The organism is Sinomonas flava, assembly GCF_039531875.1.
GTDB classification, from domain to species: Bacteria; Actinomycetota; Actinomycetes; order Actinomycetales; family Micrococcaceae; genus Sinomonas; species Sinomonas flava.
Genome location: NZ_BAAAQW010000003.1, coordinates 199,417 through 212,753 on the forward strand (window position 1 = coordinate 199,417; position 13,337 = coordinate 212,753).

The following is a 13,337-nucleotide window of genomic DNA, read 5'->3' on the forward strand; positions in this document are numbered from 1 at the left end:
GCACGACGGCGGAAGGCCGGCTCCGCGTGGAGTCCGGCCTTCCGCCGTGGCAGCCAGGGCGATGCTAGTCGCGCGTGAGCTTGCGGTGGGTCACCCGGTGGGGCTTGGCGGCGTCAGGACCGAGCCGCTCGACCTTGTTCTGCTCGTATGACTCGAAGTTGCCTTCGAACCAGTACCAGTTGGCCTCGTTCTCCTCAGTCCCCTCGTACGCGAGGATGTGCGTCGCGACGCGGTCGAGGAACCACCGGTCGTGGGACACGACCACGGCGCAGCCCGGGAACTCGAGGAGCGCGTTCTCCAGGCTCGAGAGCGTCTCGACGTCGAGGTCGTTGGTCGGCTCGTCGAGGAGCAGGAGGTTGCCGCCCTGCTTGAGCGTGAGCGCGAGGTTGAGCCGGTTGCGCTCACCGCCGGAGAGCACGCCGGCCTTCTTCTGCTGGTCCGGCCCCTTGAAGCCGAACGCGGAGACGTAGGCACGCGAGGGCATCTCGACCTGGCCGACCTGGATGTGGTCGAGGCCATCGGAGACGACCTCCCAGAGGGTCTTGTTGGGGTCGATGCCGCCGCGGCTCTGGTCCACGTAGGAGATCTTGACCGAATCGCCGATCTTGAGATCGCCAGCGTCCAGTGGCTCGAGCCCGACGAGGGTCTTGAACAGGGTGGTCTTGCCCACGCCGTTGGGCCCGATCACGCCGACGATGCCGTTGCGCGGCAGGGAGAAGGAGAGCCCGTCGATGAGCGTGCGGTCCCCGAAGCCCTTCTTGAGGTCCTTTGCCTCCACGACGAGCTGGCCGAGGCGCGGGCCCGGCGGGATCTGGATCTCTTCGAAGTCGAGCTTGCGGGTGCGCTCAGCCTCCGCGGCCATCTCCTCGTACCGGGCGAGGCGGGCCTTCGACTTGGTCTGGCGCCCCTTGGCGTTCGACCTGACCCAGTCGAGTTCCTCCGCGAGCCGCTTGGCGAGCTTCGCATCCTTCTTGCCCTGGACCTCGAGGCGTGCGCGCTTCTTCTCGAGGTAGGTCGAGTAGTTCCCCTCGTACGGGTACAGGCGCCCACGGTCGACCTCGCAGATCCACTCTGCGACGTGGTCGAGGAAGTAGCGGTCGTGGGTCACGGCGAGAACCGCGCCCGGGTAGGTCGAGAGGTGCTGCTCGAGCCAGAGCACGCTCTCCGCGTCGAGGTGGTTGGTGGGCTCATCGAGGAGCAGGAGGTCGGGCTTCTGCAGGAGAAGCTTGCAGAGGGCCACGCGGCGGCGCTCACCACCCGAGAGCACCCGGACGTCGGCATCTCCCGGAGGGCAGCGCAGGGCGTCCATTGCCTGCTCGAGCTGCGAGTCGAGATCCCAGGCGTCGGCGGCGTCGATGGCTTCCTGGAGCTTGCCCATCTCCTCGAGGAGCGCGTCGTAGTCCGCGTCAGGGTTCGCCATCTCTTCGGAGATCTCGTTGAAGCGCTGGATCTTGGCGTAGATCTCCCCCACGCCTTCCTGCACGTTGCCGAGCACCGTCTTCTCCTCGTTCAGAGGTGGCTCCTGGAGCAGGATGCCGACCGAATAGCCCGGGGAAAGCCGTGCCTCCCCGTTCGAGGGTGTGTCGAGTCCGGCCATGATCTTGAGGATCGTCGACTTGCCGGCACCGTTCGGCCCCACGACGCCGATCTTGGCCCCGGGGAAGAACGACATGCTCACGTCGTCGAGGATGACCTTGTCGCCCACTGCCTTCCGGGCCTTGGTCATGGTGTAGATGAATTCCGCCATGGCCTTAAATCTAGTGGGTGCGGCTGGCGATCACACATCCGCCGGGGCGGGGAGGCCTGTGTGGCCCCTCCGCTCCGGCGGGTGCTCAGGCCGAGAGCAGCCGCTGTTCCGGTCCAAGCTCGTCGCTCGGGCGGTCTTCCAGGGCCGGAACGTCGCGGGCCTCGAGCTCCGGGTAGTCAGGGACGTCTCCGAACGGCGGCTCGTCAGGGTCGAACGGCATCTCGGGAAGCTCCCCGGTGGCCGGGTCCACCGGCCCCACGCCCTCGATGTGGGCCAGCGGGATGGCGGACGTGCGCCCCGCCGGCTCGTCGCGGCGCCGATTCCAGACAGCAATGCCGAGGGCGAGGTCGTGCCCGACCGAGCTGGCCATGAGATCGACGTCCTTCGAATAAGTCCCATCTGCCCTCTGCCAGGTCGCGACCCGGATCTTCCCCATCACGATGACCCGCTGCCCCTTCCGGACGCTTTCCGCCACGTTCTGGGCAAATGCACCGAAGCAGACGACCGTGTACCAGCTCGTGTGGGTGTCGACCCACGCGCCTCGCTCGCGGTCGAAGTGGCCCTCGCTTACCGAGAGCCTGAAGCGGGTGTAAAACGTGTTGGCCTTCGTGAATCCCTTGGTCGGGTCGGTGCCGACCCAGCCTCGCAGCGTGACGGTGTTGCTCATAGCCAAGACCTCCGATCCGTGGCCGTCCCCGGCTGGGAGGCCTGACACCACCCTGTCCGCGGGGATTCAGAAGCACGAGGATCGGGGGCGCGTATGTGGACGACACGCCGAGGCGTGCGTCTGTGGAGGAGAAGAGGGCTGCTGATCCCCCGGCCCGGGCCGGTGCGCTGCCGCGGGCGCCGCCGGGATAGACTTTCACAGCCGGCCCCAGTAGCTCAGAGGATAGAGCAGGAGCCTTCTAATCTCTTGGTCGGGGGTTCGATTCCCTCCTGGGGCGCCCGTGAAGGGCCCGACGCCGTAAGGCGCCGGGCCCTTCCTGTCTGCGTCGGCCGCAACGGCCGCCTTTGGACCGCGGAGCAGCCAGACAGGCCCCCGGATCCGATTCCTAGGGGAACACGCGGGCGAGGAGGGAGCGACCGCTGGGCCTGAAGAGCTTGCGCGTCTTCGGGTCGATGAAGATGAGGTACAGCGCGAAGAGCAGCGCGATGAGTGCCGCGGTGTTGCGCGCGATGGCCAGCGCCAGCTGGTTGTCGCCTTCCTGCAGGTAGGGGAAGACGTCGAGCTGGTCCGAGATCCCATAGATCATGAAGAACGAGACGATGAAGTACAGCGTCTTCACCTGCCAGTCGTCGCGGATGCCGGTCACCGCGAAGAACGGGATGAGCCACACGATGTACCACGCCTGGATCATGGGCGACAGGAGCACCACAGCAGCGAAGGCCAGAGTCATGCGCCGCACCAGGCGGTCGTGCGTGCCGCGGAGGAGCTGCCAGGCGACGATGCCGAGCGCCACGACCTTGCCGAGGTTGAACACGACCCGGTCGACGTCGAGCCACCCGAGCCCCACTGAGGCGGTGAGCGTGGAGACCATCATGCCGATCATCCCCACTGGGGCGTACCAGATCGACACGCTGCCTGGGGCCGCGAGCCCGCTGATCCAGCCGAAGCCGAACCCATTGGGCAGGCTCATGGCGTACAGGAGCCCCAAGGAGAGCGCCCCGGTGACCAGGAGATAGAGCACCTTCCGCGGCCAGGAGGCTCTTCGGCCCGCCCACATGAGCGCGAGGAACGGCAGGAGCAGCGCCGTGATCGGCTTGACGGAGACCGAGAGCGTCACGAGCACGATGCCGAGGAGCGGTCTGTGGACCGCGACGTAGTACACGCCCGCCACCGCGAGCCCCACCATGAGGGCGTCGTTGTGGACCGCGGCGATGAAGTTGGTCAGGAAGAGGGGGTTGGCGACCGTCAGCCACAGGGCCCGGTGCGGGTTGATGCCGTGCAGTGAGGCGAGCTTGGGAACGTACACAGCCACGAGGGCGACGCCCACGAGCGAGACGAGCCGGAACAGGAACACGCTCGCCTCGGGCTGCACATTGGTCGCCCACACGACGAACTGCTCGATCCAGAGGTACAGCTGCCCGTACGGCGTCGGTGCCTCGCTCCACATCTTGTCGGCGCCGAGCTGGTAGTAGTTCGACAGGGCCGAGATGCCCACCTCGTACGGGTTGAGGCCCTCATGCATCAGGCGACCCTGGCCGATGTAGGAGTAGACGTCGCGGCTGAACAGCGGCACCGTGAACAGCATCGGGCCGCCCCAGAGTGCGAAGGCGGCGAGGGTGGCCTTGCGGGCCCGGCTCCCCCAGACCCTCACCGACTGCCCGAGCCTCAGCCAGGAGCGCACGAGCAGCATCCCGCCGAACGCCAGCAGCACGATGCTGATCACGACGCCGAGGATCTCGGTGCGCATCCAGATGAAGAGCGTGTAGCGGCGCAGCTCGGACGCGGGAGCGAGCCAGCCGACTCCGAAGGAGCCGATCATCACGGCGAGGGAGCCCGCGAATCCGGACAGCAGCGGCCATTTCGGATCGGCCATCTCAGGGCCCTCACCGTCCATGCCCGATCGGGCGAGGGGCTGGGAGGGCAGAGACATCGCGCGTCCGTTCTTCGACAGGTGGGCTCATGGTCCGGAGCCCGCATCGGGTCAGTTGGCCTGCGCACGCGCAGGCGCGGCGGCCGTTTCATCGTAGCATCGGCGCCGCGCACGACGCCGGGCTGCCGGGCATCGGACGGTAGTCTGGGCGGGTGCCCATCACCAATGAACATATTGTCTGGATCGACTGCGAGATGACGGGCCTTGATCCCGTCGCCGATGCCCTCATCGAGGTCGCCGTGCTCGTCACGGACTCGGAGCTGAACATTCTCGGCGATGGCGTCGACGTCGTGATCAAGCCCACGGAGTCCGCGCTTGCGGGCATGAGTGACTTCGTCCGCCGGATGCACACGGACTCCAAGCTCATCGACGCCCTGCCGCACGGGCTGACGCTCGAGGAGGCCGAGGCGAAGGTGATGGAGTACATCCGGGCGTGGGTGCCCGAGCCCAACAGGGCGCAGCTCGGCGGGAACTCCGTGGGTACCGATCGGCTCTTCCTCGCCCGCGACATGCCGCAGGTGGTCGGCCACCTCCACTACCGCGTCATCGATGTCTCGACGATCAAGGAACTGGCCCGGCGCTGGTACCCGAGGGCCTACTTCCAATCGCCCGCGAAGACGGGCAACCACCGGGCACTGGGCGACATCCGGGACTCGATCGATGAGCTCCGCTTCTACCGGGAAGCCGTCTTTGTCCCCGCTCCCGGCCCGGAGAGCGCCGCCGCCCAGGCGATCGCCCAGCGCATCGTCGCGGGTCGGCCACAAGCCGGCACAGCGTGACCTCCACAGCGGAAAAAGTTCGTCGGCGAGTGCTGATTTGGTCATGACCACTCCAAACAGCAGGTAGACTATTTCTCGTTGCTTTCGCCGGGCAGAACGCCCCGGAAGCCACCACGGTGGGTATAGCTCAGTTGGCAGAGCGTCTGGTTGTGGTCCAGAAGGTCGCGGGTTCAAGCCCCGTTACTCACCCCGAAGAGGCCGGTTCTCCGGCCAGCCACGAGGCCGCTTGGGATCCGTCCCGGCGGCCTCGTGTGCGTTCCGAGAGAGGAGTCCCGCGTGACCGTCCATCCCATCACCGTCTGGGGCGAGCCCGTGCTCCACCGGCGGGCCGCCGAGGTGACCGAGTTCGACGACGCGCTGCGGACCCTCATCGAGGACATGCACGAGACGAACGACGCCGCGCACGGCGTGGGCCTGGCGGCGCCCCAGATCGGGGTCGGGCTGAGGATCTTCGTCTACAAGTTCGCCAACGACGACGGCGTCCCGCCCCGCGGCGTCGTCGTGAACCCACGCCTCACCCTCGGGAAGGTCTCAGGCGCGGCCCCCGACCCTGAGGACGACGAAGAGGGCTGTCTGTCCTTCCCCGGCGAGGGATACCCGCTCCAGCGGGCGGAGTGGGCGAAGGTCGAGGGCTTCGACGGAGACGGCCGTCCCGTCGAGTTCGTGGCCACCGGCTGGTTCGCCCGCGTCATGCAGCACGAGTACGACCACCTCGACGGCAAGCTGTACGTGGATCGGCTCATCGAGCGGTACGCGAAGAAGGCCCGTCGTGCCGCGCGCAAGCACGGCTGGGGAGTCCCCGGGCTCACCTGGATGCCCGGCGTCGACCCCGACCCGTTCGGCCATGACGACCACGACCACGCGCACGAACAGGACCACGAGCACGGGCACGAGCACAGCCATGAAGGCCCCGCGGAGGGTGGGCACACCCACGTCTGATTCCACGCCTGCCTGAGCACGACGAAGGGCGCCGCACCTGGGTGCGGCGCCCTTCGTCGTCGTACGTGCCTGGGGCCTTCCGGCGGCAGGGGCCCCTACTGCTCGCGGATCACGCGCTGGAGGTCCTCATCCGCCACCCGCTGGAGTTCCTCCAGCTGGGCGACGCGTTCCGGTGTGACTTCCCCGGACGCGAGGCGCGCCTTGGCGTGGTCCACGAGCAGTTTGGCCTGCTTGGCGTTGGCTCTGGCGACGTCGAGCGCATGCTCGAGCGTGCTCTCATGCTCCGTTGCTTCCATAGGTGCATCTTGCCCCCGTGGCGGGCGGAGAAGCCAGAGACCGTGCCGATTGCTACCGAGTTGTTGCCAACACCGCGTCGTCCGTCACCGGCTGCACGGGAAAGGAAGGCGCGTTCACGCCCGCCATCTCCTCGAGGACGCGGACCACCTGGCAGGAGTAGCCGAACTCGTTGTCGTACCAGACGTACAGGACGAGGTTCTTGCCGGTCGAGATCGTGGCGAGGCCGTCGACAATGCCGGCGCGGCGGGAGCCGACGAAGTCGGTGGAGACGACCTCGGGCGAGTCGATGTAGTCGATCTGCTTGCGCAGGTCCGAGTGCAGGGACATCTCGCGGAGGTAGGCGTTGACCTCGTCCTTGGTCGCCTCGTGCTCGAGGTTGAGGTTGAGCACGGCCATCGAAACATCCGGGGTGGGGACGCGGATCGCGTTGCCCGTGAGCTTGCCGGCGAGCTCGGGGAGTGCCTTCGCGACGGCCTTCGCAGCGCCGGTCTCGGTGATCACCATGTTGAGGCCGGCGGCACGGCCGCGGCGGTTGCCCTTGTGGAAGTTGTCGATGAGGTTCTGGTCGTTCGTGAACGAGTGGACCGTCTCGACGTGGCCGTGCACGACACCGTACTTGTCGTTGACGGCCTTGAGCACCGGGGTGATCGCGTTCGTGGTGCAGGAGGCCGCGGTGACGATCTTGTCCTCGGCCGAGATCGCACCGTGGTTGATGCCGTGGACGATGTTCGGCAGCGAGCCCTTGCCCGGCGCAGTGAGGAGCACCCGGGCCACGCCCTTGCTCTGCAGGTGCTGGGACAGGCCCTCCTCGTCACGCCACCGGCCGGTGTTGTCCACCACGATGGCGTTGTCGATGCCGTACTGGGTGTAGTCCACCGAGGCGGGGCTGTCCGAGTAGATGACCTGGATGAGCGTGCCGTTGGCGAGGATGGTGTTGTTCTCCTCGTCGACCGTGATCGTGCCCTCGAAGGCACCGTGCACCGAGTCGCGGCGCAGGAGGCTCGCACGCTTGACGAGGTCCTTGTCGGAACCCTTGCGGACCACGATAGCCCGGAGGCGGAGGCCGTGGCCGCCGCCGGCGTGCTCGATGAGGATACGGGCCACGAGGCGGCCGATGCGGCCGAAGCCGTAGAGCACGACGTCGGTGCTGGTGCGCGGGTCGGCGCCGCGCTTGCCGACGATCTCGGCGAGTTCAGCGCGGAGGAACTCCTCGAGCCCGAGGGCCTGGCCCTCGGCGCGGAACTTCTCGTTGAGGCGGGCGAGGTCGATCGATGCGGCACCCAGCTCCAGGGAGTCGAGCGCCTTGAGGATGGGCAGCGTCTCCTCGAGGCTGAGTTCTTCGCTGTCGATCTGGCGGGCCCAGCGGTGCGCCTTGAGCAGGCCGACCACGGACTGGTTGATGAGGCTCCGGCCGTGGACCGAGGTGACCACGTTGTTCTGGCGGTAGAGGCGACCGATGATCGGGATCATCTCCTCAGCGGCCGCTTCGCGTCCGATCCAGGTGCCGAGTGCGGATTCCGTCGTTGTGCTCACAAGGTGCCTTTCTCTGTTCGCGCACTCCCTCGTGCGCGTGCCCCCGGGCAGGGTGGCCCGAGGTCATGGGAGAGCCGGGCCTGCGATCGCAGAGCCCGGCTCGAGAACTTCTACGTTCACTTCCAGTGTACGTGGGGCGGATCGGGGGGCACCCCCGGGCGCCTGTGAAGTCACTCACAGGCTCTCGTTTTCGCGGCTGGAGGATCCTTGAGAGTTCAGGATCCTGTGCGAGTGAGGACAGGCCGGCCTGTGAGCCGGGTTCTGTCTCCGCGTCGGGTTGCCCTGGCGCGGGAGGCGACCATCCATCTAGGACCGCCGTTGCCGGCGGCCTCGAGCGGCCTACCCGGGCGCTCGGGCGGGCAGCCCTGGTCACGCGCCCTGTCTGGCCTTGCTCCGGGTGGGGTTTACCGAGCCTCCCCGGTCACCCGGGGAGCTGGTGGTCTCTTACACCACCGTTTCACCCTTACCGCCGTCGCTGCGCCTGCGGCACGGCGACGGTGGCGGTCTGCTTTCTGTGGCACTGGCCTGCGGGTTGCCCCGAGTGGGCGTTACCCACCACCCTGCCCTGTGGAGCCCGGACTTTCCTCGCGGCGGCCCCGATGGAGCCGCCCCGCGGTCGCCCAGCCGACCTGTCCTCGACCGTCAAGTCTAGCTGCACTGGCCTGCCTCTGACGGCAGCGACGGTAGGATTCGGCGGGTGCTCATCCTCCTTCCGCCCTCCGAGGGCAAGACGCCCGCGCCGCCGGGTCCCGCCGTCGACCTCTCCGCGCTGAGCTTTCCCGCGCTCGAGGTGGCGCGGAAGGAGGTCATCGAGGCGCTCACGGAGGTGAGCGGCCGCGACGACGCGCTCGAAGCCCTCGGCGTGGGTGCCTCGCTCGCGCACGACGTCGAGCGGAACCTCCGGCTCCTGACCGAACCGGCGGGGCCGGCGCACCTCGTGTACTCGGGGGTTCTGTACGAGGCCTTGGGGTACCGCTCCCTCACCCCAGCCCAGCGTCGCCGCGCCGACGAGTGGATCGTCGTCGTGTCGGCGCTGTGGGGGGCGGTGGGCTTCGCCGACGCCGTTCCCGCGTACCGGCTGTCGATGTCTACCGCACTGCCGGGGCTGGGGCGCCTCGCCGCGTTCTGGAAGCCGCGGCTTGCAGAGGCGCTGGCCACTCGGGCGGGGGACGGGCTTGTTGTCGACTGCCGGTCGAGCACCTACGCCGCGGCCTACGCTCCCCCGCCGGCGTCGACGGTGAGCGTCGATGTCTTCCGCGAGCGCGATGGGAAGCGCAGCGTGGTGAGCCATTTCGCCAAGCACCACCGGGGGGAGTTCGTCCGCCACCTGCTCAGGCGCCGCGGGACCGCGCCCGCCACGCCCGAGGCGCTGCTCGCCGTCGCCTGCGAAGGCTGGGAAGCCGAGCTTGTGCCGGCGACAGCGCGGAAGCCCAGCTCCCTCGCCCTCATCCTTCGGGACTGATCCTTCCGCCCTAGCTCCACTCCGGCGAGCGGACAAGGATGCACCCCGAGTCCGGGCAGAACACGATCTCGTCTTCAGCTGCGGAGCGGATGGCGGCCAGGTCCCCGGGGCTCAGCGCCATGCCGGAGCCCTCGGACGTCCCGTGGAACAGCCTGGCCGCGCCCACGCCGCGCTTGGCGAGGGTCTTCTCGTAGACGTCCAAGAGCCCGGCGTCGATCCCGCGGGCGAAGTCCGAGCGCTGCCGTGCCACTGCGGAGCGCTCCTGGGCGATGGCTCCGAGCTGCTCGTCGAGCTCGTCCCGCAGGTCCTGGCTTGACGCCTGCGCATGCCCGAGAGCTTCCGCTGCTTCACCCTGGGCTGCGCGGAGCCCGTCGAGCTTCTCCAGAACCTCGAGCTCGGTGTCCTCGAGGTCGCTCTGCCGGGCGCTGAGGCCGGCGATGTCCTTCTGAAGGGCCTCGAGGTCCTTCGAGAGGCCGCCCGCGTACAGGCGCGACTCGTCGCGGGCGATCCTGGTGGACACCTCCGCGACCTTCGCCTCGACGGCAGCGAGCTCTGCCTCGGCGCTGGCCACGAGGGCATCCGCTGACCGCGCCGCCTCCGCAGCCTGCTCGAGGGCCGTCTTCGCAGGCCCGAGGCGGGGATCGGCCTCGAGGGCGCGGCGGCGCACGTCCAGGGAGTGGAGCTTCGCGTCGAGGGCGGCCAGGTCCAAGAGCCTGAGCTGTTCGGCGGCGGGAGCCTTGGGCATCGTCTTCCTCCTCGGTCGCGCCGAAGCGCTCTCGACGGCGCTGCCACGCAGCGCCTGTGTGGCCTGCGACTCTATCCTTCGCTCGGGGTCAGGATGAAGTCCCAGGGGTCGGTGTTGATGGTGGAGACGCGGATGTCCACGGTGTGGCCCTGGTCCTTGAGCACGTTGTCGAGCGCGGCAGCCGCAGCGGGGAGCCACAGCCACTCGCTCGCGAAGTGGCTGACGTCCACGAGGTAGGGGCGTCCGTCGGCGGAGGACTCACGGGCCTCGGAGGCCGGATGATGGCGCAGGTCGGCGGTGACGTAGACGTCCGCCCCTGACTCGCGCACCGCGTCGAACAGGCTGTCTCCAGCGCCGCCGCAGACCGCCACGCGCCGCACGAGGCCATCGCGGTCTCCCGAGACCCGCACACCCCCCGCGACCGCGGGCAGGACGCCGAAGAGCCGTCCCGCGAGGTCGCCCAGGCTCGTGATCTCCGGGAGGTCCCCGACCCGCCCGATCCCTTCTTCGGGGAGGCCGTTCGCGGCCTTGGTGAGGGGTTCGACCGGGTCGAGCCCGAGGGCGTCGGCGAGCACGTCCGAGACTCCGCCCACGGCCGAGTCGCCGTTGGTGTGCACCGTCAGCAGCGCGATGCCCGACTCGATGAGGCGGTGGACGGCGCGTCCCTTGGGGGTGTTCGCGGCGACGCTCGTGACCCCGCGCAGCAGGAGGGGGTGGTGGGCGATGACGAGGTCCGCCTCCCAGGCCGCGGCCTCTTCGATCACCTCGAGCACGGGGTCGACAGAGAACAGGATCCGGCGCACGGGCTGGGACGGGCGACCCGTGACGAGGCCGACGGCGTCCCACTCCTCCGAGAGAGACTCGGGCCACAGTTCTTCGACGGCCACGAGCACGTCCGCCAGAGATGGCCCGGACGCCCCGTCGGGCGCATTCCGATGGCTTTCACGGGCCTCCTCGTCCTGCATTGCTGACGGGTCCTTCTCGGTCTGGGGGTCTGGGCCGGTCTGCTCTGACACGAGGGGCGGTCCTCTCTCGGGAATCTTCCGCGGGCTGCGGACATTGTAGGCAGCATGAAGACCTTCATTCTGGGCGGAGGCTGCTTCTGGTGCCTCGATGCGGTCTACCAGAAGACCAAGGGTGTGAGCTCCGTCGTCTCCGGCTACATCGGGGGGCACTTCCCGGATCCCGACTACTACAGCGTCTGCAGCGGCATGACCGGGCACGCCGAAGTCGTCGCGGTGACTTTCGACGAGGAGGTGATCCCGCAGGACGTCGTCCTCGACATGTTCTTCGCACTCCACGATCCCACCACCCTCAACCGCCAGGGCTACGACGTGGGGACGCAGTACCGCTCGTCGATGTTCTACCTCACCGAAGAGGAGCGGGCGCTCTTCGAGACGGCGATCGAACGGAACCAGGATCTGTGGAACGCGCCGATCGTCACCGAGGTGACCCGCGCGAGCACCTTCTACCCCGCGGAGGAGTTCCACCAGGACTACTACGCGAAGAACCCGGACGCCGGGTACTGCCACGTGATCATCAATCCCAAGCTCGCCAAGGCCCGCAAATATTACTCGGCATGGCTCATTGCCTAGCCGGGCCCGGAGGCGGCTGACTAGGCTGAAGCCGCAGTCGGGCCCCCCGGCCTCCTTGTCACGCCCACATTCTTCAGGAAGCAAAGGACTCATGGCACGCATCTATGACGACGTCACGCAGCTGGTCGGCAACACCCCGCTGGTCCGCCTGAACCGGCTGACGGAGGGCCTCGAGGCCCAGGTCGCCGTCAAGCTCGAGTTCTACAACCCCGCCAACAGCGTCAAGGACCGCATCGGCGTCGCGATCGTCGAGGCCGCCGAGAAGGCCGGCGCACTCAAGCCGGGCGGGACGATCGTGGAAGGCACCTCCGGGAACACGGGCATCGCGCTGGCCCTCGTCGGCGCCGCCCGGGGCTACAAGGTCATCCTGACGATGCCGGAGACCATGTCGACCGAGCGCCGCGTCCTCCTGCGGGCCTACGGGGCCGAGATCGTCCTCACGCCGGGCTCGGACGGCATGCGCGGAGCTGTCGAGAAGGCCCAGGAGATCGTGGCGAACACCGAGAACTCCATCTGGGCCCAGCAGTTCGCCAACCCGGCCAACCCCGCCGTCCACCGTGCCACGACTGCGGAGGAGATCTGGAAGGACACGGACGGAGAAGTGGACATCTTCGTCAGCGGCATCGGCACCGGCGGCACCATCACCGGCGTCGGCCAGGTCCTCAAGGAGCGCAAGCCGGGCGTGCAGATCGTCGCCGTCGAGCCCAAGGACTCCGCGATCCTCAACGGCGGCCCCGCGGGTCCGCACAAGATCCAGGGCCTCGGCGCGAACTTCGTGCCCGAGATCCTCGACACCAACGTGTACGATGAGGTGCTCGACGCCACCCTCGAGGACTCGGTGTCCACCGCCCGCGCGCTGGCCGCCCAGGAGGGCATCCTCGGCGGCATCTCCTCGGGAGCGATCGTCTGGGGAGCGCTCGAACTCGCGAAGCGGCCGGAGAACAAGGGCAAGCTCATCGTCGCCGTCGTGTGCGACTTCGGCGAGCGGTACATCTCCACCGTCCTGTACGACGACATCCGGGGCTAGGGGCGCTGGCTCCGGCCACGGCAGAAGGAAATCTGTGTCTCTGATCAAACGCACCGTTGCACGGCTCCGGGAGGACCTGGAGGCGGCAGCAGCGCATGACCCCGCGGCCCGGGGCAACGTGGAGAACTTCCTCGCGTACTCCGGCCTGCATGCGATCTGGATCCACCGCCTCACGCACGCCATGTGGCAGCGCGAGGACCTGCGCTTCGCCGCGCGCCTCATCTCCCAGGCCGGGAGGTTTCTCACCGGCATCGAGATCCACCCAGGGGCGACGATCGGGCGACGGTTCTTCATCGACCACGGGATGGGCGTCGTGATCGGCGAGACGGCGGAGATCGGCGACGACGTGTTCCTCTACCACGGAGTGACGCTCGGCGGCCGGTCCCTCGCCAAGGTCAAGCGGCACCCTACTATCGGCGACGGCGTGACCATCGGCGCCGGGGCGAAGGTGCTCGGCCCGATCACCATCGGGGCCGGAAGCGCCGTGGGCGCCAACGCCGTGGTGGTCAAGGACGCTCCGCCCAACTCAATCGTCACGGGAGTGCCAGCCACCTGGCGCCACCGGGACGCGGCCAAGGAGACCACCCCCGCGGTGGATCCGGCGGAGTACTACTAC

General features: G+C 68.4%; 13 protein-coding genes, 2 tRNA genes and 1 other RNA gene. 8 read left to right on the forward strand and 8 right to left on the reverse strand.

Annotated features, from left to right (window positions below; genetic code table 11):
* Positions 1–64 precede the first annotated feature (64 nt).
* Together ettA and ABD298_RS03610 are read right to left on the reverse strand one after the other, a co-directional pair.
* Entirely contained in the window at positions 65–1,747 is a 1,683-nt protein-coding gene (gene ettA, locus ABD298_RS03605; RefSeq protein WP_344298319.1) for an energy-dependent translational throttle protein EttA, read from the reverse strand.
* Between the two features lie 85 nt (positions 1,748–1,832).
* Positions 1,833–2,414: a single-stranded DNA-binding protein gene (locus ABD298_RS03610; protein ID WP_344298320.1), complete on the reverse strand. Its 582-nt coding sequence runs from the start codon at positions 2,412–2,414 to the stop codon at positions 1,833–1,835.
* A gap of 204 nt (positions 2,415–2,618) precedes the next feature.
* On the opposite strand from ABD298_RS03610, the gene ABD298_RS03615 reads away from it, so the two are divergent.
* Positions 2,619–2,691: transfer RNA gene (locus tag ABD298_RS03615), tRNA-Arg, on the forward strand.
* 108 nt (positions 2,692–2,799) lie between these two features.
* Here ABD298_RS03615 and mptB read toward each other — a convergent pair.
* A complete protein-coding gene (mptB, locus tag ABD298_RS03620; protein WP_425564292.1) occupies positions 2,800–4,287 on the reverse strand; it encodes a polyprenol phosphomannose-dependent alpha 1,6 mannosyltransferase MptB in 1,488 nt (495 codons plus the stop codon).
* Positions 4,288–4,496: 209 nt separating this feature from the next.
* Between mptB and orn the strand changes: the two genes are divergently transcribed.
* From orn to def, 3 genes are all read left to right on the forward strand, one after another.
* A complete protein-coding gene (orn, locus tag ABD298_RS03625) occupies positions 4,497–5,123 on the forward strand; it encodes an oligoribonuclease (protein ID WP_344298321.1) in 627 nt (208 codons plus the stop codon).
* 116 nt (positions 5,124–5,239) lie between these two features.
* Positions 5,240–5,312, forward strand: a tRNA-His gene (locus ABD298_RS03630).
* 87 nt (positions 5,313–5,399) lie between these two features.
* Positions 5,400–6,062 carry a peptide deformylase gene (gene def / locus ABD298_RS03635; RefSeq protein WP_344298322.1) on the forward strand — a complete coding sequence of 221 codons (663 nt, stop codon included), beginning with the start codon at positions 5,400–5,402 and terminating at the stop codon, positions 6,060–6,062.
* A gap of 95 nt (positions 6,063–6,157) precedes the next feature.
* On the opposite strand, the gene ABD298_RS03640 is transcribed toward def, so the two are convergent.
* The 3 genes from ABD298_RS03640 to rnpB all read right to left on the reverse strand — a co-directional run bounded on the left by ABD298_RS03640 (position 6,158) and on the right by rnpB (position 8,524).
* Positions 6,158–6,358 (reverse strand): hypothetical protein, encoded by a 201-nt coding sequence (locus ABD298_RS03640; RefSeq protein WP_344298323.1) that lies wholly within the window; start codon positions 6,356–6,358, stop codon positions 6,158–6,160.
* Between the two features lie 52 nt (positions 6,359–6,410).
* Positions 6,411–7,892, reverse strand: a complete 1,482-nt coding sequence (locus tag ABD298_RS03645; RefSeq protein WP_344298324.1) for a glyceraldehyde-3-phosphate dehydrogenase — start codon at positions 7,890–7,892, stop codon at positions 6,411–6,413.
* A gap of 234 nt (positions 7,893–8,126) precedes the next feature.
* An RNA gene (gene rnpB / locus ABD298_RS03650) (RNase P RNA component class A) lies at positions 8,127–8,524 on the reverse strand.
* Between the two features lie 65 nt (positions 8,525–8,589).
* Here rnpB and ABD298_RS03655 point away from each other — a divergent pair.
* Positions 8,590–9,354, forward strand: a complete 765-nt coding sequence (locus ABD298_RS03655) for a YaaA family protein (protein WP_344298325.1) — start codon at positions 8,590–8,592, stop codon at positions 9,352–9,354.
* Positions 9,355–9,364: 10 nt separating this feature from the next.
* Here the strand turns inward: ABD298_RS03655 and ABD298_RS03660 are convergent, their stop codons facing one another.
* The gene (locus ABD298_RS03660) at positions 9,365–10,099 is read right to left on the reverse strand and encodes a zinc ribbon domain-containing protein (RefSeq protein ID WP_344298326.1); all 735 of its coding nucleotides are present in this window, start codon (positions 10,097–10,099) and stop codon (positions 9,365–9,367) included.
* A 71-nt stretch (positions 10,100–10,170) separates the two neighbouring features.
* On the reverse strand, positions 10,171–11,064 hold the full coding sequence (locus tag ABD298_RS03665) for a Nif3-like dinuclear metal center hexameric protein (protein ID WP_344299033.1): 894 nt from the start codon (positions 11,062–11,064) through the stop codon (positions 10,171–10,173).
* Positions 11,065–11,169: 105 nt separating this feature from the next.
* On the opposite strand from ABD298_RS03665, the gene msrA reads away from it, so the two are divergent.
* The 3 genes from msrA to epsC form a co-directional block, all read left to right on the forward strand.
* Complete coding sequence (msrA, locus tag ABD298_RS03670; RefSeq protein WP_344298327.1) at positions 11,170–11,694, forward strand: peptide-methionine (S)-S-oxide reductase MsrA; 525 nt, start codon at positions 11,170–11,172, stop codon at positions 11,692–11,694.
* A gap of 91 nt (positions 11,695–11,785) precedes the next feature.
* Entirely contained in the window at positions 11,786–12,721 is a 936-nt protein-coding gene (cysK, locus tag ABD298_RS03675) for a cysteine synthase A (protein ID WP_208712726.1), read from the forward strand.
* A gap of 43 nt (positions 12,722–12,764) precedes the next feature.
* On the forward strand, positions 12,765–13,337 hold a 573-nt coding region (epsC, locus tag ABD298_RS03680), incomplete at its 3' end, for a serine O-acetyltransferase EpsC (protein WP_344299034.1).